Annotated in this window: 9 protein-coding genes and 1 tRNA gene; 5 read left to right on the forward strand and 5 right to left on the reverse strand. The window is 74.4% G+C overall.

Annotation, left to right across the window (positions count from 1 at the left end; genetic code table 11):
- The first annotated feature begins 183 nt into the window (after nt 1-183).
- Nucleotides 184-257 (forward strand) — tRNA-Pro (locus ABZ354_RS18650).
- 210 nt (nt 258-467) lie between these two features.
- On the opposite strand, the gene ABZ354_RS18655 is transcribed toward ABZ354_RS18650, so the two are convergent.
- The 4 genes from ABZ354_RS18655 to ABZ354_RS18670 all read right to left on the reverse strand — a co-directional run bounded on the left by ABZ354_RS18655 (nt 468) and on the right by ABZ354_RS18670 (nt 5,274).
- Nucleotides 468-782 carry an acyl carrier protein gene (locus ABZ354_RS18655; protein WP_358657964.1) on the reverse strand — a complete coding sequence of 105 codons (315 nt, stop codon included), beginning with the start codon at nt 780-782 and terminating at the stop codon, nt 468-470.
- 32 nt (nt 783-814) lie between these two features.
- A complete protein-coding gene (locus ABZ354_RS18660; protein WP_358657966.1) occupies nt 815-3,253 on the reverse strand; it encodes a type I polyketide synthase in 2,439 nt (812 codons plus the stop codon).
- 169 nt (nt 3,254-3,422) lie between these two features.
- A complete protein-coding gene (locus tag ABZ354_RS18665; RefSeq protein WP_358657968.1) occupies nt 3,423-4,301 on the reverse strand; it encodes an alpha/beta hydrolase in 879 nt (292 codons plus the stop codon).
- A 106-nt stretch (nt 4,302-4,407) separates the two neighbouring features.
- The gene (locus tag ABZ354_RS18670; RefSeq protein WP_358657970.1) at nt 4,408-5,274 is read right to left on the reverse strand and encodes a methyltransferase domain-containing protein; all 867 of its coding nucleotides are present in this window, start codon (nt 5,272-5,274) and stop codon (nt 4,408-4,410) included.
- Between the two features lie 201 nt (nt 5,275-5,475).
- Here ABZ354_RS18670 and ABZ354_RS18675 point away from each other — a divergent pair, with 201 nt between their 5' ends.
- On the forward strand, nt 5,476-7,008 hold the full coding sequence (locus tag ABZ354_RS18675; protein WP_358657972.1) for a DHA2 family efflux MFS transporter permease subunit: 1,533 nt from the start codon (nt 5,476-5,478) through the stop codon (nt 7,006-7,008).
- Nucleotides 7,009-7,021: 13 nt separating this feature from the next.
- Nucleotides 7,022-7,597: a TetR family transcriptional regulator gene (locus ABZ354_RS18680; protein ID WP_358657974.1), complete on the forward strand. Its 576-nt coding sequence runs from the start codon at nt 7,022-7,024 to the stop codon at nt 7,595-7,597.
- 109 nt (nt 7,598-7,706) lie between these two features.
- On the opposite strand, the gene ABZ354_RS18685 is transcribed toward ABZ354_RS18680, so the two are convergent.
- Complete coding sequence (locus tag ABZ354_RS18685) at nt 7,707-8,510, reverse strand: alpha/beta fold hydrolase (protein WP_358657976.1); 804 nt, start codon at nt 8,508-8,510, stop codon at nt 7,707-7,709.
- A 308-nt stretch (nt 8,511-8,818) separates the two neighbouring features.
- On the opposite strand from ABZ354_RS18685, the gene ABZ354_RS18690 reads away from it, so the two are divergent.
- Together ABZ354_RS18690 and ABZ354_RS18695 are read left to right on the forward strand one after the other, a co-directional pair.
- Nucleotides 8,819-18,337: a beta-ketoacyl synthase N-terminal-like domain-containing protein gene (locus ABZ354_RS18690; RefSeq protein WP_358657978.1), complete on the forward strand. Its 9,519-nt coding sequence runs from the start codon at nt 8,819-8,821 to the stop codon at nt 18,335-18,337.
- A gap of 5 nt (nt 18,338-18,342) precedes the next feature.
- On the forward strand, nt 18,343-23,147 hold a 4,805-nt coding region (locus ABZ354_RS18695), incomplete at its 3' end, for an acyltransferase domain-containing protein (protein WP_358657980.1).

A 23,147-nucleotide genomic window follows, 5' to 3' on the forward strand; every position in this document is an offset into this window, starting at 1 on the left:
TTGGACCGTTCCACGACCGTTCACCAGCTGCTCAGGCCACCCTGGGCGCGCTCGTCGCAGGGTGTCAAGCGCAAGGCGCCGGACCCGTCCCGGACCCGGGGCTGTCGCCCGCCCACTGACCGGTGCGGCCCGGCTGATGGGGTAGGGTCGGCGTGCGTGTTGCCCCCGGTGGGGGCCACGCGCCGGGACGTGGCGCAGCTTGGTAGCGCACTTGACTGGGGGTCAAGGGGTCGCAGGTTCAAATCCTGTCGTCCCGACTCGAAGGAGTCGCAGATCAGGGGCCGTTTCAGAGAAATCTGAAGCGGCCCTTCGACCGTTTCCGGGACGGGTCGGGGAGCGAGCGCTCGGCGGTGCTGCCACGGAGGTTCCCGACCGCGTGGGTGCAGCACCGGGCTGCGTGTGTGTGCCCCCGGGGAGCGTGGGCCTCCGGGGGCGGGGTGGGGCTGTGAGCGGGGTGGCCGGGGTGTCTACGCGGTGTGCGCGAGCTCCTGGCCGAGGTGCCGGGCGAGTTCGGCCGGTGTGGGGTTCTCGACGATGGCCACCATGGCGATCTCCATGCCGGTCAGCGTCATGAGGGTCTTGGTGAGCTCGAGGGCGGTGAGGGAGTTGAGGCCGTTCTCGAGGAAGTTGCTGTCGTCGTCGAGGGCGGTGTTCAGGAGGGTGCCGGCCTGGGTGCGGATGGTGTCGGTGAGGAGCTGCTCGCGCTCCTCGGGGGTGGCCGCGGCGAGCTGCTTCTCCAGCTCGGTGGCGTCCTGGCCGGGGGTGTTGTCGGTGCTGGTCATGGTTGCTCCTGTGTGAGTGGGTGATCGGCGTGTCACACCGTGGGGCGCGTGGTGTGGTCGTGCAGCCAGTAACGCGTGGTCTGGAAGGGGTACGTCGGAAGGTCGACGGTCCGGGGGCGGACGGTGCGCCGGACGAGGGGGGTCCAGTCGACGGTGCCGCCCGTGGTGTGGAGCCGGGCGAGTGCGGTCAGCAGGGCGTCCACGGCGGGAGTGTCCGGGGAGAGGACACCCACGTGGAGCACCGTGTGGGTCTCGGGGTCCGGCCGGTCGGCGGTGCCGGGGGCCGGGGCGAGATGGTGGCGCCAGTAGCCGGGAGCGGTGACGGGCGTGCCGGCCGGGGCGGTACTGGTGAGGGTGAGCGTGGCGGGCCGGAACGTCAGCTGCTTCAGGACCGGCTCGTATGCGTCGGCGGCGGGCGGCTCGCCGTGTCCTTCGCCGGTGGCGGTGCCCCTGAGCGTGACGTGGGCCGCGGCCAGCCGGCACGCGTCGTCCAGGGTGAGGACGCCCGCGGCGTGCGCGGCGGCGATGTGGCCCACGCCCTCGCCGGTGAGGGCGTGGGCGTGCACCCCGGCGTCCAGCAGCAGTCGGGCGAGCGCCATGTGGACCGCGAAGTGGAGGGGCTCGGCGTGGCCCGGACGGGGCGGGCCGAAGGGGTCGGCCGGCAGGGGGACGGCGAGGTGCGTGCCGAGGAGGCCGAGGGCCTCGTCGAGGGTGGACGCGAAGCGGGGGAACGCCGCGTACAGGTCGGCGCCGGGTGCGAAGTCGGCCGGGGGACGGCCGTCGAAGTGCCAGACGACCTTCTTGGGGGTGCCGTCGAGGGCGCTGCGGACCAGGCCCGGGTGATCGTCCCCGGCGGCCAGGGCGCGGGCGGCGGTGAGCAGGCCGGCGTGGTCCGTGCCGGTAAGGACGGCGCGGTGCTCCATGGGGCTGCGGGTGGCGGCGAGCGAGTGGGCGACGTCGGCGCAGGAGGGCGCCGGGTCGGCGGCCGTCAGGTGGGTGACGAGCGCTTCCGCCTGCGCCCGCAGGGCCTGCGGGGTCCGGGCGGACAGCGGCCAGGCCACCGGCAGGGCGGGCGCGGAGTCGCCGGCCGCCGGTTCGCCGGGGGCGTCCGGCGCCGGGGCCTCTTCGAGAATGAGGTGGGCGTTGGTGCCGGACGTGGCGAAGGCGGAGATGCCGGCCCGGCGGGGCTCGTCGCGGCGGGGCCAGTCGACGGGCTCGGTCAGCAGCCGGACCCCGCCCTTGCGCCAGGTGGCGAGCGGGGTGGGGCGGTCGACGTGGAGCGTCGCGGGCAGGGTGCCGTGCCGCAGGGCCTGCACCATCTTGATGAGCGCGGCGGCACCGGCGGCGCCCTGGGTGTGCCCCGTGTTGGACTTGACGGAGCCGAGCCACAGGGGCCGGTCGGGGGAGCGGCCCGCGCCGTAGGTGGCGAGGAGGGCCTGGACCTCGATGGCGTCGCCGATGGGTGTGCCCGTCCCGTGCGCCTCGACGGCGTCGATCTGGTCGGGGGTCAGCCGGGCATCGGCGAGGGCGGCGCGGATCACGTGCTGCTGGGAGGGGCCGTTGGGGGCGGCGAGGCCGTATCCGGCGCCGTCCTGGTTCACCGCCGAGCCGCGGATGACGGCGAGTACGGGGTGACCGTTCTCGCGGGCGTCGCTGAGCCGTTCCAGCAGGACGAGGCCGACGCCCTCGCCCAGGCCCATGCCGTCCGCCGCGGCGGCGAACGGCTTGCACCGGCCGTCCGCGGCGAGGGTCTTCTGGTGGGCGAAGGCGTGGAAGGTGTGCGGCGTCGACATGACGGTGCCGCCGCCGGCGAGGGCGAGCCGGCACTCCCCGCGGCGCAGCGCCTGGCAGGCCAGGTGCAGGGCGACCAGCGAGGACGAGCAGGCCGTGTCCACGCTGATCGCGGGGCCCTCGAGGCCCAGGGCGTAGGCGATGCGGCCGGAGACGAGACTGCCGGACGTGCCGCCGCCGAGGTAGGGCAGCAGCTCGTCGGGGGCGGTTTCCAGGCGGGTCGCGTAGTCGTGCCCGGTGGCGCCGACGTAGACGCCCGTGAGGGTGGAGCGCAGGGTGTGCGGGGCGATGCGGCCGCGCTCGACGGTCTCCCAGGCGAGGTGGAGCATGAGGCGCTGCAGGGGCTCGGTGGCCACGGCCTCGGTCTCGCCGATGTCGAAGAAGCCCGCGTCGAAACCGGCCGCGTCGTCCAGGAAGCCGCCGAGCTCCGCGTACGGGGGTTCGTCGGGGAGGTCCCAGGCGCGGTCGTCGGGGAAGCCGGTGACGGCGTCGCGGCCCTCGGACACCAGGTCCCACAGGTCGTCCGGGGTACGGGTCTTGCCGGGCAGCCGGCAGGCCATGGACACGACGGCGATCGGCTCGTGCCGCGCGGCCTCGAGGTCGCGCAACTGCTGCCGGGCCTGGTGCAGCTCGGCGGTCGTCCACTTGAGGTATTCGACGAGCTTTTCTTCGTTCGCCACGGGAATGGTCAGCCTTCCTGTTCTCGCGCGTGAAGCCTCAGGCGGGACGGTGCCGGCAGGCGTGAGCCGTACGTGGTCGCTGCCAGGGTTGCCGCGGCTGCTTAAGCGGGTCTAACCCCCGCCTTGCCGCCGGGACGCGCCCGGCACGGACCCGCACGGGCCCCGGCGTTCAGCGCACCGGGGGCGCGGCCGTGTCCTCGGCCAGCCGCAGCAGGTCGGCGGCGATCTCGTCGGGCGCGCCGGCGTGCAGATCGTGGTCGGAGCCCGGGTACCAGCGCACGCTCACCCGGTCGAGGGCCTCCTCGGCGGCGGCCACCCAGGCGCGCACCTGGTCGGACAGCTGGGGGACGGCCGGGATGATGGGCAGCAGCCGGACCGGCACGGTGATCTTCGGGTACCAGTCGGCGGGGGCCTCGCGCTGCAGGCTCTCGACGATCGACATGACCTGCGCCGAGGTCAGGCGGGGGACGAGCAGGCCGTCCGGGCCCACGCGGTAGTCCGCCAGCCGTGCCTCGATGGAGGCGGCCGACCAGCCGGGGTGGGTGGCCCGGAGGTAGGCGCGCATGTCGGCGGCGCTGGTGGTGCCCTGCTGCGCACGCCGGACCACGTCGGCGGTGCGCTCCCAGAAGGCGCGCATCACGGGCCCGTCGAACTCGTACCAGCCCCCGTCGATCAGCGCCAGCCCGGCCACCAGCCCGGGCCGTTCGGCCGCCAGGCGCAGCGCGAGGTGCCCGCCCCAGGAGTGCCCGGCCACCAGGGCGCCGGACAGGTCCAGGGCGGTGACCGCCTCGATCAGGTCCGTGACGACGACCGCGTTCTCGTAGCCGTCCGGCGGCGCGTCGGATTCGCCGTGGCCGCGGTGGTCGACGGCGTAGACGGGGTGCCCGGCGGCGCCGAGGCGTTCGGCGACCTCGTCCCACATCCGGGCGTTCGAGAGCATGCCGTGCAGCAGGAGGAACGGTCGGCCCGTGGCTCCCGGTCCGTCCGCCGGCCGGTGCCGGACGTTGAGGGAGACGGTCCCCGACACGGGGATGCGGAGGGTCTTCACAGGCGGGCCCCTGGGATGGGTGAGCGGAGCGGGGAAGGCGCGGGAGCCACGGGTGGGCCGGACCGCCGGCGCGCGGCCGGGGCCGGGTGACGCCGGTGACGCGGCGTCAGGGGCGCTGCGCGGTGGCGAAGATGTACCCGAGCTCGGGCATCATGCCGAGGGCCGCCTGGTTGTGCAGGAACAGCTCGTACCCCTCGACGCCGATGATGTCGACGTACTCGTCCCGGTGGGCGCGGATCCACTCGACGTAGCCGTCGTAGGTCTTGGCCGTCTCGCGGGTGATGTCGGTGAGTTCGAGGACCGTCCAGCCGGCCGCGCGGAAGATGCCGGGGTAGTCCTCGATGTCGGTGAGCGCGGCGTAGATGGTGGTGTCGCTGACGGTGGCGTTGCGCTGCGCGCCGGAGTCGGGGTGGAGGTAGACCATGTCGGCGATGGGCATCCGGGCGCCCGGCTTCACCACGCGGTGGGCCTGGGTGAGCACCTGCTGCTTGTCGGGCATGTGGAGCATGGACTCCAGGGCCCAGCAGTGGTCGAAGGAGCCGTCCTCGAACGGCAGGTTCATGGCGTCGACCTGTTCGAACCGGACGCGGCCGGCGAGGCCCGCCTCGTGCGCCCGGCGGTTGCCGCGCTCGACCTGGCGGGCGCTGACGGAGATGCCGACCACCTCGACGTCGCGGGCGCGGGCCAGCTGCATGGCCGGGGTGCCGTTGCCGCAGCCGATGTCGAGGATGCGGTCGCCGGGGGCGGGGTCGAGGCGCCGGATCATCTCGTCGGTCATCTGGACCATGGCCTGCTCGAAGGTGGCCTCCTGCCTGCCACCGTCGAACCAGTAGCCGTAGTGCAGGTTCCCGTCGCCGAGCTGGGTCATCAGGTCGAAGACCTTGTGGTCGTAGTAGTGGCCGATGTCGCTGGGCTCGGGGGCGACGGTCTTGTTCACCGTCGGCGGCTTCTTGGTCGTCGCGTTGTTCGTCACGGTCTCAGCGTCACGGCGCCGCACCGGCCGTCACAACCCCACCCCTGCCCCTCAACGGCCCCTATGCCCGGCCCCTGGACCACCCCTACGAAGCCCACCGGACGGCCTTGACGCGTTCCTTACGGAGTGAGTGGTTCCCGGTGCGAAAAACGAGAGTACGCTCCGACTGGATATCGAACTCTCTTTAGGAGGTGGACTCTCGTGTCCGATCTGGGTGCGCGGCGGTGGTGGGCCGTCGGGGCTCTCGTACTCGCGTCGATGGTCGTGGGCTTCGACGTGACGATCCTGAGCCTGGCGCTGCCGGCGATGGCCGACGACATGGGCGCGACCAACGTCGAGCTGCAGTGGTTCGTGACGTCGTACACGCTCGTGTTCGCTGCCGGAATGATCCCGGCCGGCATGCTCGGCGACCGGTTCGGGCGCAAGAAGGTGCTGCTCGCCGCCCTGGTGATCTTCGGCATCAGCTCGCTGGCCTGCGCCTACGCCACGTCCGCCGGCACCTTCATCGGCGCGCGTGCGGTGCTCGGCCTGGGCGCCGCGCTGATCATGCCGACCACCCTGGCGCTCCTGCCGGTCATGTTCTCCGACGAGGAGCGGCCCAAGGCCATCGGAGCGGTGGCGGGCGCGGCGATGCTGGCCTATCCGCTCGGCCCGATCCTCGGCGGCTACCTGCTCAACCACTTCTGGTGGGGCTCGGTCTTCCTGATCAACGTGCCGGTCGTGATCCTCGCCTTCCTCGCGGTCTCCGCCTGGCTGCCGGAGTCCAAGGCCAAGGACGCCAAGCCGTTCGACGTGGGCGGCCTGGTGTTCTCCAGCGTGGGTCTGGCCGCGCTGACGTACGGCGTGATCCAGGGCGGCGAGAAGGGCTGGACGGACATCACCACGCTGGTGCCGTCCCTCGGTGGTCTGCTCGCCCTCGTGGTCTTCGTGCTCTGGGAGAAGCGGGTGGACGACCCGCTGGTCGACCTGTCCCTGTTCCGCTCGGCCCGGTTCACCTCCGGCACCATGCTCGGCGTCGTCATCAACTTCACCATGTTCGGCGTGCTGTTCACGATGCCGCAGTACTACCAGGCGGTCCTCGGCACCGACGCGATGGGCAGCGGCTTCCGGCTGCTGCCGATGGTCGGCGGTCTGCTCGTCGGGGTGACGGTCGCCAACAGGATCGCCAAGGCGCTCGGCCCCAAGACCGCGGTCGGCATCGGCTTCGCCCTGCTGGCGGCCGGCCTGTTCTACGGCGCCACCACGGGAACCGGCAGCGGCAGCGGCCTGGCGGCCGCGTGGACGGCGGTGTACGGCCTCGGCCTCGGTATCGCCCTGCCCACCGCCATGGACGCCGCCCTCGGCGCGCTCACGGAGGACACCGCCGGCGTCGGATCCGGCGTCAACCAGTCGATCCGCACGCTCGGCGGCAGCTTCGGCGCGGCCATCCTGGGGTCCATCCTCAACTCCGGCTACCGCGGCAAGCTGGACTTCACCGGAGTGCCCGAGCAGGCGCACGACGCGGTCGAGGACTCGGTCTTCGGCGGCCTGGCGGTGGCCAGGGCGATCACGTCCGACGGACTGGCCCGGTCGGTGCGCGCCGCGTACGTGGACGCCCTGGACGTCGTCCTCGTCGTGTCCGGCGGTCTCGGCCTGCTCGGTGTGCTCCTCGCGGTGGTCTGGCTGCCCCGCCAAGTTGGCCAGAGCACCACGAAGACCGCAGAATCTGGCCATGAAGCCGCAGACGCAGTCTGACCAGGCCAAACCAGTGCCTGGACTGAGAGAACGCAAGAAGGCCAGGACGAAGGCCGCGATTCAGCGGGAGGCGGTGCGCCTGTTCAGGGAGCAGGGCTACTCCGCCACGACCGTCGAGCAGATCGCGGTGGCAGCGGAGGTCGCCCCCAGCACCGTCTTCCGCTACTTCGCGACCAAGCAGGACCTGGTCTTCTCTCACGACTACGACCTGCCCTTCACCGCCATGTTCCAGGCCCAGTCGCCCGACCTCACGCCGATCCAGGCCGAACGACAGGCCATCCGGTCGATCTTGAGCGACATCTCCGAGCAGGAACTCGCCCTGCAGCGCGAGCGGTTCGTGCTCATCCTCTCCGAGCCCGAGCTCTGGGGGGCCAGTCTGGGCAACATCCACCAGACCATGCAGCTCATGGGGGAACAGGTGGCCAAGCGGTCCGGGCGCGACCCGCGGGACCCCGCGGTCCGCGCCTACACCGGGGCCGTGTTCGGGGTGATGCTGCAGGTCGCGATGGACTGGGCGAACGATCCGGACATGGACTTCGCGACCACGGTGGACGAGGCCCTGTACTACCTGGAGGACCTGCGGCCCTGACCGAGGGGGTGCGGTGACGGCTGCACGGCCGTCACCGCACCGCCGCCGCAAGGGGCGGAGAGGACCTCCCCGCCCCCGGCACCCACCCCCGTCGTACGCGACGGCCCCCTCAGCCGTCCGCTCCAGCCCCTCCCGCGGAGGAGGCCGGCGCGAGCGCCGCGGTGACGACGGCGGCCACCTCTTCCTGGCAGTGGTCGAGGTAGAAGTGGCCGCCGGGCAGCACCCGCAGATCGAACCCCGCACTGGTGCGCTCCCGCCAGGTCGCGGCCTCCTCGGGCGACGTACGCCCGTCGGCGTCCCCGATCAGCGCCGTGATCGGGCACTCCAGCCGCTCGGGGCCGGGCGCCTCGTAGGAGCCCACGGCCCGGTAGTCGGCCCGCAGCGCGGGCAGGATGAGCCGCTGCAGCTCCGCGCTGGTGAAGAACCGCTCGTCGGTGCCGCCCATCGCCCGCAGGTGAGCCAGGATGTCCGCGTCACCGAGCACCCCCTTCTGCCCGGCCGCCCGGTAGGGCCGCGCCAGCCCACCGGAGGCGAACAGGTGCACCGGCAGACCGGGCCCGGACGGGCCCCGCAGGCGCCGCGCCACCTCGAACGCCACGATGGCGCCCAGACTGTGCCCGAACAGCGCGAACGGCTTGCCGTCGTCCGGGAGATGGGCCACGACACCGTCGGCGAGCTCGGCCACCGACTCCAGACCGGGCTCGGCATGCCGGTCCTGCCGCCCCGGATACTGCACGGCGAGCACCTCGACGCCGGGCGCGAGCAGCCCCGAGAAGCCGAAGTAGTAGCTCGCCGAACCGCCCGCGAACGGCAGGCAGATCAGTCTCACCGGTGCCGACGCGGAGTCGTGGTACCGGCGCAACCACACGCCGGTCCCGGTCTTCCGCGGTGCCTGCGCCGTTCCCCTGTCCATCGCTCTCCCTCTCGCTCACCTGGTCCGCGGGCGCGCTGCCGTGCCCGACCGGACGACGCTGCGCCGCGGCCCGCGGCGGGGTGCCGCCGCCGCGCGGGCGGGGGCGGACCGGTGCCGCCCGCACCCGATGCTGGCCGCAGGCCATAGCGCCCGGCTAAAGCGGCGGACGGCTAGCCGGGGTTTGGTTCGCCTTTAGAGAGCCCGCTCACGATGAGCCCGGTACTCGAAGCGATCTCCGAAGTCGGACCGGGAGCGCCGTTGATGTTTTGTGGCAGCCAGGTGTACGCCGCCGCTCGACGGCGGCTGACGTGAGGGCCGCGTCCCCCTCCGGCACGGGCGGCACCGGCCCCGAGCCGGTCGCGGTCGTCGGGATGGCCTGCCGCCTGCCCGAGGCATCCGGACCGGCCGCTTTCTGGCAGCTGCTGAGCGAAGGGCGCAGCGCCGTCGCCGCCGCGCCGCCCGAGCACCGGCAGGCCGATTCCGGGCTCCACGGGCCGGGCGGCTACCTGGACCGGATCGACGGCTTCGACGCGGACTTCTTCCGCGTCAGCCCGCGCGAGGCCGTGGCCATGGACCCTCAGCAGCGGCTGCTCCTCGAACTGAGCTGGGAGGTCCTGGAGGACGCCGGCATCCGGCCGCCCGACCTGGCCCGCAGCCGCACCGGCGTCTTCGTCGGCGCGTTCTGGGACGACTACACCGACGTCCTGGACCGCGCGGCGGGGGACGCCGTCACCCGGCACACCATGACCGGCGTGCACCGCAGCATTCTGGCCAACCGCATCTCCTACACGTACCACGTGACCGGACCGAGCCTGACCGTGGACACCGCGCAGTCCTCCTCGCTCGTCGCCGTGCACCTGGCCTGCGAGAGCATCGCGCGCGGCGAGTGCGAGACCGCGTTCGCGGGCGGCGTCAGCCTCATCTGCTCGCCGCGGGGCACCGAACTGGCCGCGGCCCGCTTCGGCGGTCTTTCGGCCACCGGCCGCTGCCACACCTTCGACGCCCGCGCCGACGGTTTCGTGCGCGGCGAGGGCGGCGGCCTCGTGGTGCTCAAGCCGCTCGCGGCGGCCCGGCGCGACGGCGACACGGTGTACTGCGTGATCCGGGGCAGCGCCGTCAACAGCGACGGCGCGACCGACGGCCTCACCCTGCCCAGTGGGCAGGCGCAGCAGGACGTGGTGCGTCTCGCCTGCCGCCGGGCCGACGTGACGCCGGACCAGGTCCAGTACGTCGAACTGCACGGCACCGGCACCCCCGTCGGGGACCCGATCGAGGCCGCCGCGCTCGGCGCCGCCCTCGGACAGCACGAGGCGCGCACCGTACCGCTGGCCGTCGGCTCCGCCAAGACGAACGTCGGCCACCTCGAGGCCGCCGCCGGGATCGTCGGACTGCTCAAGACGGCCCTGAGCATCCACCACCGGCGACTGGCGCCGAGCCTGAACTTCACCACTCCCCACCCGGCCATACCGCTGGCCGACCTCGGCCTGGCCGTCCAGCGGGAAGCGGGCGGCTGGCCGCGCCCCGAACAGCCCCTGATCGCCGGGGTGTCCTCGTTCGGCATGGGCGGCACGAACAGCCACCTCGTCCTGGCCGAGGCGCCCACCCCGACGGGCGCCACGAACCGTGCCGAGACCCCCGCGCGGTCCGAGACCCGGGCCGCCACCCGGGCCGCCACCCGGGCCGCCACCCGGGCCGAGGGATCCCGTCGCGCCACCGCGTCGCACGAGCAAGAGGGCGGCGGTGAGGCATCCCGTCGTGCCTCCGGGTCGCAAGAGGACGGCGCTGAGGTGCCGCGTCGTGCCTCCGGGTCGCAAGAGGACGGCGCTGAGGTGTCCCTTCGGGCCTCCGCGTCGCAGCAGCACGCCCGTCCCGCCGTCGCTCCGCCCGTCCCATGGCCGGTCAGCGCCCACACCGCCCCCGCCCTGCGCGCCCAGGCCGCCCGGCTGCGCGCCCACCTCGCCACCGACGTGCCCTCCGACGCCGCCCTGGTCGGCCACGCGCTGGCCACCACCCGTACGTCCCTCACCCACCGCGCGGTGCTCCTCGGCGGCGACACCTTCGCACTGCTCGGCTCCCTGGACGCGCTGGCCGACGGCACACAGGCCCCCTCCGTGGTCTGCGGCGAGGCCCACGGCGACGGCGGGCTCGCCTTCCTGTTCAGCGGGCAGGGCGCGCAACGCCTCGGTATGGGGCGGGAGTTGTACGCCGCCTTCCCCGTCTTCGCCGACGCCCTCGACGAGGCATTCGAAGCGCTGGACGCCCACCTCGACCGCCCACTGCGCGACATCGTCCTCGGCGGGGGCGACGGCAACGGCGCGGCCGGCGCCAGGGACGACGGGCACGGCCCGCTCCTCGACCGGACCGCCTACACCCAGCCGGCGCTCTTCGCGTTCGAGACGAGCCTGTACCGCCTGGCGGTCTCCTTCGGCCTGCGGCCCGACTACCTCCTCGGCCACTCGGTCGGCGAGATCGCCGCCGCGCACGTGGCCGGAGTCCTCTCGCTGCCGGACGCGAGCGCCCTGGTCGCCGCTCGCGGCCGGCTCATGCAGGCCGTGCGGGCGCCCGGGGCGATGGCCGCGTGGCAGGCCGACCCCGACGAGGCGGCGGAGATGCTCGCCGGGCACGAGGAGCGCGCCACCCTCGCCGCCGTCAACGGCCCCCGCTCCGTGGTGATCTCCGGCGACCGCCGCACCGTGGACGAACTGACCGCCGCCTGGCGCGGACGCGGCGGCAAGGCCCGCCGGCTCAACGTCAGCCATGCCTTCCACTCGCCGCACATGGACACCGTCCTCGAGGACCTGCGCGCCGTCGCCGCCGGTCTGACCTTCAACGCGCCGCTCGTCCCGGTCGTGTCCAACCTCACGGGCGAGCCCGTGACCGGGGCCGGACAGATCGGCCCCGCGTACTGGGCGCGGCACGCACGCGAACCCGTACGTTTCCTGTCCGGGGTGCGAGGGCTGTGCGAGCGCGGCGTGACCACGTTCGTCGAACTCGGCCCCGACGCACCGCTGTCCGCGATGGCCCGCGAGTGCTTCCCCGCCCCCGCGGGACCGAACCGCCCGCGCCCCACGGCCGTGGCGACGTGCCGCCGTGGCCGCGACGAGGCGACCACGTTCATGACGGCCCTGGCGCAGGCCTACGTGCGCGGCGCCGACGTCGACTTCTCCGCCGCCTACGGCGAGCGGGGCGCCGGCCGCCCGAGCCTGCCCACCTATGCCTTCCAGCGCGAGCGCCACTGGCCGGACACCACGGTCGCCGGGCCGCAGCCCCTCGGACGAGAGGAAACGGCAGACGGCGCGCAGGCGACGCGGCCCGCCGGGCAGGACGGACGGGCCGGGCACGGCGCACAGGAAGAGCCGGACGGGCAGGCGGCGCACGGCGGACGCACCGAACACGGCGGGCGCAGCGAGCACGGCGTGCCGGCCGAGCGCGGTGCGCGGGGCGAACACGGCGTGCGGGGCGGGCAGGACGTACGGGGCGAGCACGGCCTGCGTGACCAGCACGGCGTGCGGGACGCGCTCACCGGACGGCTGGCCACGCTCTCCGTCGCCGACCAGGAACGCACCCTCCTCGACCTGGTGGCCGCAGAGACGGCCGTGGTACTCGGCGCGGCCCCCGGCAGCGTCGACACCGCCCGCACCTTCACACAGCTCGGCTTCGACTCGATGGCGGCCGCCGAGCTGAGCGAACGGCTCGGCGCGGCGACCGGCCTGCCCGTGCCCGCCACCCTCACCTTCGACCACCCCACCCCGCTGGACGTCGCCGGGCACCTGCGCGCGCGGCTCACCGGCACGGCCGCCCCGGCCACCCCGGCGCCCACCCGCGCGGTCGGGCCCGGCCACGACGACGACCCGGTCGCCATCGTGGCCATGAGCTGCCGCTATCCGGGCGGCGCCGGTTCGCCCGAGGACCTGTGGCGGCTGGTCGCCGACGGTGTCGACGCGATCGGGGACTTCCCCACCGACCGCGGCTGGGACCTGGAGCGGCTCTTCCACCCCGACGCCGCCCGGTCGGGCACCAGCTACACCCGGCAGGGCGGATTCCTGTACGACGCCGCCGACTTCGACGCCGAGTTCTTCGACATCAGCCCCCGCGAGGCGCTGGCCGTCGACCCGCAGCAGCGGCTGCTCCTCGAATGCGCCTGGGAAGCCTTCGAACGGGCGGGCCTGGACCCCCGGGCGCTCAAGGGCAGCCCGACCGGCGTGTTCGTCGGCATGACCGGGCAGGACTACGGCCCCCGGCTGCACGAGCCGTCCCGGTCCACCGACGGTTACCTGCTCACCGGCAGCACGCCCAGTGTGGCCTCGGGCCGGCTCTCGTTCAGCTTCGGCCTGGAGGGGCCGGCCCTGACGGTGGACACCGCCTGCTCCTCGTCGCTGGTCGCGCTGCATCTGGCGGCGCAGGCGCTGCGGCGCGGCGAGTGCGACCTGGCCCTGGCCGGGGGCGCCACCGTGCTGGCCACACCCGGCATGTTCACCGAGTTCTCGCGCCAGCGCGGCCTGGCCCCCGACGGCCGCTGCAAGCCGTTCGCGGAGGGCGCCGACGGCACGGGGTGGGCCGAGGGCGTGGGCCTCATCCTCCTCGAACGCCTCTCCGAGGCGCGGCGCAAGGGGCACGAGGTCCTCGCGGTGATCCGCGGCTCCGCGGTCAACCAGGACGGCGCGAGCAACGGCCTGACCGCCCCCAACGGCCCCTCGCAGCAGCGCGTCATCCGTGCCGCCCTCGCGGACGCCCGGCTCGCTGCCGACAAGGTCGACGTGGTGGAGGCGCACGGCACCGGTACCACGCTCGGCGATCCCATCGAGGCGCAGGCGCTGCTCGCCACGTACGGGCAGGGGCGCTCGCCGGAACGGCCGTTGTGGCTCGGTTCGGTCAAGTCGAACATCGGTCACACGCAGGCCGCCGCGGGTGTGGCGGGCGTCATCAAGATGGTGATGGCCCTGCGCCACGAGCAGCTGCCCGCCACCCTGCACGTCGACGAGCCGAGCGGCCACGTGGACTGGTCGGCGGGCGCGGTGCGCCTGCTCACCGAGCCGGTCGCCTGGTCGCGCGGCGAACGCCCGCGCCGTGCCGCGGTGTCGTCCTTCGGCATCTCCGGTACGAACGCGCACCTGGTGCTGGAGGAGGCGCGGGTCGACGAAGCGGCGGCGGTGAGGGCCGGGCAGGAGTCCCCGGAGCCGTGCCCGCCCGCCTCCGGGGCGGCGGGCACCGTGGTGCCGTGGGTGGTGTCCGGCCGGAGCGAGGACGCGCTGCGCGAACAGGCCCGCCGCCTGGCCGGGTTCGCGACGCAGGGCGCGGACACGGGCACGGGAACGCGTACCGGTTCGGACGCGGGCGCGTCCGGCTCGGTGGCGGAAGTGGGCCGGGCACTGGTCACGACGCGGTCGGTGTTCGAGCACCGTGCCGTGGTCGTCGGCCGGGACCGGGAAACGCTGACGGCCGGGCTCGCGGCGCTGGCCGCGGGGGAGACCTCGCCGGACGTGGTGTCCGCGGTGGCCGGCGACGTGGGCCCGGGTCCGGTGCTGGTGTTCCCGGGGCAGGGAACGCAGTGGGTGGGCATGGGCGCCCGGCTCCTCGACGAGTCACCGGTGTTCGCGGCCCGGATCGGGGAGTGCGAGCAGGCCCTGTCCGCGTACGTCGACTGGTCCCTGACCGGGGTGCTGCGCGGGGACGGGAACGCACTGTCCCGGGTCGAGGTCGTGCAGCCGGTGCTGTGGGCCGTGATGGTCTCGCTGGCCGCGGTGTGGGCCGACCACGGCGTCACCCCCGCCGCGGTGGTCGGCCACTCGCAGGGCGAGATCGCGGCGGCCGTCGTGGCCGGGGCGCTCACCCTGGAGGACGGCGCCAGGATCGTGGCGCTGCGCAGCCGGGCACTGCGGCAGCTTTCGGGCGCCGGCGCCATGGCCTCCCTCGGAGTGGGGCGGAAACAGGCCGACGAACTCATCGAGGGGCACCCCGGAGTGGGCGTGGCCGCCGTCAACGGGCCCTCCTCGACCGTCATCTCGGGCCCGCCCGATCACGTCGCCGCCGTCGTCGCCCACGCCGAGGCACACGGGTTGCGCGCTCGCGTCATCGACGTGGACTACGCCTCGCACGGTCCGCAGGTCGACGCCATCACCGGCGAACTCACCGATGTCCTGGCGGGCGTTCGCCCCGCCCCGGCGCCCGTGGCGTTCTACTCGGCCGTGACCGGAACCCGCATCGACACCACGCGCCTGGACACCGACTACTGGGTCACCAACCTCCGCCGGCCGGTCCGCTTCGCCGACGCCGTCGAGGCGCTCCTCGCCGACGGCCACCGGGTCTTCATCGAGTCCAGCAGCCACCCCGTCCTCACCCTGGGGCTGCAGGAGACCTTCGAAGAAGCCGGGGTCGACGCGGTCACCGTCCCCACGCTGCGCCGCGAGGACGGCGGCCTGTCGCGCCTGGCCCTCTCACTGGCGCAGGCCTTCGGCGCCGGGTGCGCGGTCAGCTGGGAGAACTGGTTCCCGGGCACGGGCACGCGCGCCCCGCACCTCCCCACGTACGCCTTCCAGCGGCGCCGCTACTGGCTGGACGCCCCCACCGGCACGCAGGACCCCGCCCATCTGGGTCTCGCCCCGGCCGGGCACCCGCTCCTCGGCGCGGTCGCCGACCTCGCCGACGGCGACGTACGCCTGCTCACCGGCCGCCTCAGCAGGCACAGCCACCCCTGGCTCGCCCAGCACGCCCTCTTCGGCACCGCCCTCGTACCCGCCTCCGTGCTCGCCGAATGGGCGTTGCGCGCCGCCGACGAGGCCGGCTGCGCGGCCGTCGACGACCTCACCCTCCAGGCCCCGCTGGTGCTGCCCGAGCACGGGGGCGTACAGGTGCAGATCCTGGCGGGCCCGGCCGACGCGCACGCCGGACATCGCGAACTGCACGTGTACGCGCGGCCCGACGACGACGAGACCGCCCCTGACGGCGGCGGTGCGCCCTGGACCTGTCACGCCGTCGGCAGGCTGGTGACCGAGGCCGCCCGGGCGGCGTCCGAGGGCACCCCGGACGCCGCGGCCCGGGACGCGGTGTGGCCGCCGCCCGGCGCCGAGCCCGTCGATCTGAGCGGCTTCTACGAGCGGGCCGCCGCGGCCGGCGTCGGCTACGGGCCCGTCTTCACGGGACTGCGCGCCGTGTGGCGGCGGGGCGCGGAGCTGTTCGCCGAGGCGGTGCTGCCCCAGGAGGCCCCCGAGACCGCCGGGTTCGGCATCCATCCCGCGCTTCTCGACGCCGCGCTGCATCCCGCGCTCCTCGGCGACCGGCCCGCCGGGGACGACCGGGTGTGGCTGCCCTTCGCCCTGAACGGGGTGTCCCTGTGGGCCACCGGCGCGACCTCCGTACGTGTCCGCCTCTCCCCGCTGGACGAGGGGCCGGGCGGGTCGGCGGGGCGGGCCGAGGGCGGCGCGGAGCGGGACGGGCGGGCCTGGCGGGTCGTCGTGAGCGATCCGACCGGCGCCGAGGTGCTGACCTGCGAGAGTCTGCTCGTCGTGGCGGCGGGCGCCCGGGAACTGCGGGCCGCGGGGGCGCGTACGGCCGACCTGTACGCGCTGGAGTGGGTGCCGGTGCCCGCGTCGGCGCCGCCGGGAACGGCGGGGGAGGGCGGGGTGTCGGCCGACCCCTCGGGGTGGGTCACCCTGGGGGAGGCGGGCAGCGAGGACCTGCACGCCCTGAGCGCGGCCCTGGACGCCGGGGCACCGGTGCCGTCCGTCGTCCTCGCCACCGTCGACACGGCCACGGCCGCCGGTGACGACGCCGCCGACGAGGTGGCCGGTGCCCTGGCCGCGGTGCGCCGGGCCGCCACCCTCGTCGAGGACTGGCTCGCCGACGCGCGTCTCGCCGACACCCGTCTGGTACTGGTCACGCGCGGCCCGGTCGCCACGGAGGACAACGCCGTCCTCGCCCCGGCGGCCGCCGCGGTACGGGGTGTGGTCCAGCACGCCCAGAACCGGCACCCGGGCCGTTTCCTCCTCATCGACCACATCGACCACATCGACCAGATCGATTACACCGACCACATCGGTCCCGTCGACCACACCGACGCCGCCGGTCTCGTCGACCTCGGTGACGTCATCGGTCGCTCCGGGCCCGCCGGTGCGGATGCCCGCGGTGCGGAGGGCGGCGCCTCCCTGGAGCACGCCGTGGCCCTGGCTCTCGCCGCGGACGAGCCCCATCTCGCCCTGCACGCGGGCCGAGTCCTGGCCCCCCGCCTCACTCCGGCCCGCAACGCGGCCGTCAGGGACGAAGCGCGGCCCCTCGACCCGGACGGCACCGTGCTGCTCGCCGTGTCGTCCGGCGCCCCCCTCGCCGCCATCGCCGAGCACCTCGTACGTACCGGGCAGTGCCGGCACCTGCTGGTCCTGTCCGGTGACCGTGAACGGGCCGCACACGCCCACGACTTGCAGGGCCTGGATGCCACCGTGCGCTGGGTGGACGCCGACCCCGCGGACCCGGCCGCCCTCGGCGACGCTCTCGCCGAGGCCGTCGCCGCCGTCGACGCGGCCCATCCCCTCACGGCGGTCATCCACGCCACGGGGGCCACCGTCACGGTCGGCCACGACGCCACGCCGAACGGCTTCGTCGCCGAGGAGTGGACGGCGCGAGCGGGCGTCACCGCCGCCCTGCACGCCGTGACCGCCCACCTGCCCCTGACCCTGTTCGCGGTCCTGTGCCCGGCCGGCGCGGCCCTGGGCATCCCGCAGTCGGCGGCCGACGCGGGCGCCGACGCCTTCCGCGAGGCCCTCGCCCTGCGCCGGAACACCACGGGCACGGCGAATTCGGCGGGTACGACGGGCACGGCGAATTCGGCGGGTACGACGGGTACGGCGAATTCGGCGGGTACGGCGGATTCGGCGGGCACGGCGGATTCGGCGGGTACGAGGGACGCGGCGGGTACGAGGGCTACGGCGGGTACCGGGGGCACGGCGGGTACGACGGGCCTGGCCCTCGCCTTCGGACCGGCCACCGCGCCGGGGCACGGTGTCAGGGCGACAGCGCCCGGACAGGTGCCCGCCCTGCTCGACGCCGCGCGCGGACACGGCGGCGTCTCCCTCGTGGGAGCCCGTCTGTCGGACCGGGCCCTGGCCGCCGAGAGCGCCGACGCGCTGCCCGCGCCGCTGCGTGATCTCGCCGCCGCCGCGGTCCGGGCGGCGCCGGTCCGGCGCACCGCCGCGGAGCGCAGGCCCCCCACGGACTGGCAGGCCCGCCTGGCCGGCCTCTCCGCCGCTGAGCAGCTCCGTCTGCTCGTCGACGCCGTACGTACCCACGCCGCCGCCGTCCTCGGCCGCACCGACCCGGACGCGCTGCGCGGCGACGCCACCTTCAAGCAGTTGGGCCTGGACTCGCTGACCGCCGTCGAACTGCGCAACCGGCTCGTGGCGGACACCGGGCTGCGGCTGCCCACCACCCTGGTCTTCCGCCACCCCACCCCCGCGGCCATCGCCGGGCACCTGCGCGAGCGCCTGACCGGACCGGGCCGGACACCCGCGGACGAGGCACCCGGCCAGGTGTCCGCCCAGGCCCCCGCGGGACCCCCCGCCGCCGGCACCGTACTGAGCGACCTGACCCGGGTGGAGAACACTCTGACCGCGCTCGCCGCCCAGTTGTCCCAAGGAGAGACGGGCGAGATCACCACGCGGCTCGAAACGCTCCTCGCCCGGTGGAAGACCACGAACGCCACGACCGGCCCCGACGACGACAGCGCCACCGACCGGCTCAGGGCGGCGTCCGCCGATCAGATCTTCGACTTCATCGACAACGAGCTGGGTGTCGGGCCCGACACCTCGCGCGCCACCCCCACTCCGAAGGCCGGGTGACCCCCATGGCGACTGAAGAACAACTGGTCGAATATCTGCGCAGGGTGACCACCGAGCTGCACGACACGCGCCGGCGGCTGGTCCAGGAGGAGAACCGCCGGCAGGAGCCGGTCGCCCTGGTCGGCATGGCCTGCCGCTTCCCGGGCGGCGTGGCCTCCCCGGAGGACCTCTGGGACCTCGTCGCCGCAGGCAAGGACGCCATCGAGGACTTCCCCACCGACCGGGGCTGGGACCTGGAGGCGCTGTACCACCCCGACCCGGCCCACTACGGCACCAGCTACGTGCGCCACGGCGGCTTCGTGGACCACGCCGGCTCATTCGACGCCGACTTCTTCGGCATCAGCCCGCGCGAGGCACTGGCGATGGACCCGCAGCAGCGGCTGATGCTGGAGACCTCCTGGGAACTGTTCGAGCGCTCCGGCATCGACCCCGTCTCCCTCAAGGGCAGCCGTACCGGCGTCTACGCAGGAGTGTCCAGCGAGGACTACATGTCCCAGCTGCCCCGCATTCCCGAGGGGTTCGAGGGACACGCCACCACCGGCAGCCTCACCAGCGTCATCTCGGGCCGGGTGGCCTACACCTACGGCCTGGAGGGTCCCGCCGTCACCGTCGACACGGCCTGCTCCGCCTCGCTCGTCGCGATCCACCTGGCGAGCCAGGCGCTGCGCCAGCGCGAGTGCGACCTGGCGATCGCCGGCGGCGTACTGGTGCTGTCGAGCCCACTGATGTTCACCGAGTTCTGCCGCCAGCGCGGACTGGCACCCGACGGCCGCTGCAAGCCGTTCGCCGCCGCGGCCGACGGCACCGGCTTCTCCGAGGGCATCGGCCTGATCCTCCTGGAGCGTCTCTCCGACGCGCGCCGCAACGGCCACAACGTCCTGGCCGTCATCCGGGGTTCGGCCGTCAACCAGGACGGTGCGAGCAACGGCCTGACCGCCCCCAACGACGCCGCTCAGGAACAGGTCATCCGCGCCGCCCTCGAGAGCGCCCGGCTCACCCCCGCCGAGGTGGACGCCGTCGAGGCGCACGGCACCGGCACCCGACTGGGTGACCCCATCGAGGCCGGGGCCCTCATCGCCACCTACGGACAGCGGCGCGAACGGCCCCTCCTGCTCGGCTCGCTCAAGTCCAACATCGGCCACACCCATGCCACCGCCGGTGTCGCCGGTGTCATCAAGACCGTCATGGCCATCCGCAACGGCGTGGTGCCCGCCACCCTCCATGTGGAGGAACTCAGTCCGCATGTCGACTGGGACGCGGGAGCGGTCGAGGTGGTCACGGAGCCCACCCTGTGGCCCGAGACGGGCCGCCCCCGGCGCGCCGGGGTCTCCGCCTTCGGCATCTCGGGCACGAACGCGCACCTGATCCTCGAGCAGGCCCCCGAGGAGGCCCCGGAAGAACCTGAGCGGCAAAGGCCCGAACTCGCGCCGGGTGGGGTGGTGCCGTGGGTGGTCTCCGGTCGGTCGGGGGACGCGTTGCGGGAGCAGGCGCGGCGGCTGTGCGGGTTCGTGGCCGGTGGCCGGGGTGGGGATGCCTCGTCCGTGGAGGTCGGCTGGTCGCTGGCGACGAGCCGGGCGGTGCTCGAGCACCGTGCGGTCGTGGTGGGTGCGGACCGGAAGGTGCTGGTTTCCGGTCTGGAGGCTTTGGCGGCGGGTGAGGCGTCGCCGGACGTGGTGTCGGGTGTTGCCGGTGATGTGGGTCCGGGTGCGGTGCTGGTGTTCCCGGGGCAGGGCTCGCAGTGGGTGGGCATGGGCGCCCGGCTCCTCGATGAGTCCCCGGTGTTCGCGGCCCGGATGGCCGAGTGTGAGCGGGCGTTGTCGGCGCATGTGGACTGGTCCCTGGCGGAGGTGCTGCGCGGGGACGGCAGTGAGCTGTCCCGGGTCGAGGTCGTGCAGCCGGTGCTGTGGGCGGTCATGGTCTCGCTGGCCGCGGTGTGGGCGGACTACGGCATCACCCCGGCCGCCGTGGTCGGACACTCGCAGGGCGAGATGGCCGCCGCATGCGTCGCGGGCGCCCTGTCGCTGGAGGACGCGGCCCGGATCGTGGCCGTGCGCAGTGAGGCGTTGCGGCAGCTGATGGGTCAGGGCGACATGGCCTCCCTGAGCGTGGGTGCCGGGCAGGCCGCTGAGCTGGTCGGGGACCGGCCGGGCGTGTGTGTCGCCGCCGTCAACGGTCCCTCCTCGACGGTCATCTCGGGCCCGCCGGAGCATGTGGCCGCCGTGGTCGCGGAGGCGGAGGCACGCGGACTGCGCGCCCGGGTCATCGACGTCGGGTACGCCTCCCACGGCCCGCAGATCGACCAGCTGCACGACCTGCTCACCGAGCGTCTGACGGGCATCGAGCCGCAAGCCACCGACGTGGCGTTCTACTCCACCGTCACCGCCGAGCGGCTGACCGACACGACGACGCTGGACACCGGCTACTGGGTGACCAACCTGCGGCAGCCGGTGCGTTTCGCCGACACGATCGACGCTCTTCTCGCCGACGGCTACCGCCTGTTCGTCGAGGCCAGTCCGCATCCCGTCCTCACCCTCGGCATGGAGGAGACCATCGAGCGGGCGGACGTGTCCGCCACGGTGGTTCCGACCCTCCGCCGCGACCACGGTGACGCCACGCAGCTCGGACACGCTGCCGCGCAGGCGTTCGTGGCGGGTGCCGAGGTGGACTGGCGGCGCTGGTTCCCCGCCGACCCCGCCCCCCGTGCCGTCGACCTGCCCACCTACGCCTTCCAGCGCCGGCGCTACTGGCTCGCCGACACCGTGCAGCGCGACGTCGGCCAGGGCGGGGAGGCGGGGTCGGGGCACGCGCAGTTGCCCACCGCTCTCGCTCTCGCAGACGGGGGAGTGGTGCTTCACGGCCGGGTCTCCGCCGAGCGCGGCGGCTGGCTCGGCGGGCACGTGGTCGCGGGGACGGTGCTGGTGCCGGGTGCGGCGCTGGTGGAGTGGGTGCTGCGGGCGGCCGACGAGGCGGGCTGCCCCACGGTGGAGGAACTGACGCTGCAGGCACCGCTGGTGCTGCCGGAGTCCGGTGGTCTTCAGGTGCAGGTGGCCGTGGACGCGGCGGACGAGCTGGGGCGACGGGACGTACGGGTGTACTCGCGGCCCGACCGGGCGGACGGCGCCGCATGGCTGTGCCACGCCGTCGCCGAGCTGGGACGTGAGCCGGCGGAGCGGCCGGAGCGGCGGTCCGGGCAGTGGCCTCCGGCGGGGGCCGAGCCGGTGGAGGTGAGCGGCTTCTACGAGGAGGTCGCCGCAGCCGGATACGCGTACGGCCCGGCCTTCCGCGGGCTGCGGGCACTGTGGCGGCACGGCCAGGATCTGCTGGCGGAGGTCGAGCTGCCCGAGGAGGCGGGTTCGCCGGCCGGGTTCGGCATCCACCCGGCGTTGCTGGACGCCGCCCTGCACCCCCTCCTCGCGCAGCGGGGCCAGGACGGCGTCGGTGGCAAGGACGTGCTGCTGCCCTTCACCTGGAGCGGTGTGTCGCTGTGGGCGAGCGGGGCCACCACCGTGCGGGTACGGCTCGCCGGGCTGCGTGGGGGCGACGAGGAGACGGTGTCCCTGACGGTGACCGATCCCGCCGGTGGTCCGGTGGTGGAGGTCGCGGAGCTTCGCCTTCGGTCGACCAGCGCCCAGCAGGTACGGGCGGCCGCCGGGCCCGGCACGGAGGGGCTCTACGAACTGCGGTGGACACCGCTGCCTGTACCGGCCGTGGACGGCCGTGGGGAGGCCGACGTGTCCGGCTGCGCGGTACTGGGCGGACTGGACGCGGAACCGGATTCCGACGCGGGCGCGGGATCGGGCTCGGACGCGGGGGTGGAGCGCTTCCGGGACGTGGCCGCGCTCGCCGGCGCCGCCTCGGCGCCCTCGACGGTCCTGGCTCCCGTGGGCCTCACCGGTGCTGGTCAGGACGGACTCGCCCTGACCGGACGGGTGTTGCGGGTCGTCCAGGAGTTCCTCGCCGCTCCGAACCTGGAGCAGACGCGCCTGGTCTTCGTGACCCGGGGCGCGGTGGACGCGGCCGGGCCCGCCGACGACTTCGGGACGCTGCGCGCGGCGGACCCGGCGGGCGCCGCCGTGTGGGGCCTGGTGCGCAGCGCGCAGTCCGAGAACCCCGGGCGTTTCGTGCTGCTCGACACCGACACCGACACCGACACCGGCACGGAAACCGACACGTCCCACACCCGTGTGCCGCTCGACGCCGACGGCCCGTTCGGCCCGGCCGGGGACGGTCTGGTGAGCGCGGTGCGGTACGCCGTGGACGCGGACGAGTACCAGGTGGCGCTGCGCGGCGGCCGCGTGCTGGTGCCCCGGTGGGCGCGGGCCGACGGGCCCGCCGAGCTGACCGGTCCGCCGGGAGCGCGGGCCTGGCGGCTGGTGGGAGGCAGGTCCGGAACGCTGGACGCCGTCGCGACGGAGACCTGCGACGAGGTACTCGGCCCGCTGGAGCCGGGACAGGTCCGCGTCGCCGTCCACACGGCGGGGATCAACTTCCGCGACGTCCTGATCGCTCTCGGCATGTACCCGGACCCGGACGCGCTGCCCGGCACCGAGGCGGCCGGCGTGGTGACGGAGGCAGGTCCCGGCGTCACCCGCCTGTCGGTCGGCGACCGCGTGATGGGCATGCTGGACGGCGCTTTCGGCCCGTGGGCCGTCGCCGACGCGCGCACGCTGACCCCCGTACCGGCCGGCTGGGACATGCGGCAGGCGGCCGGGGCCCCGGCGGCGTTCCTGACGGCTTGGTACGGGTTGGTGGAGCTGGCCGGTCTGCAGGCGGGCGAGCGGGTGCTGATCCATGCCGGTACCGGTGGTGT

This window comes from Streptomyces sp. NPDC005925 (assembly GCF_040638805.1).
Taxonomy (GTDB): domain Bacteria; phylum Actinomycetota; class Actinomycetes; order Streptomycetales; family Streptomycetaceae; genus Streptomyces.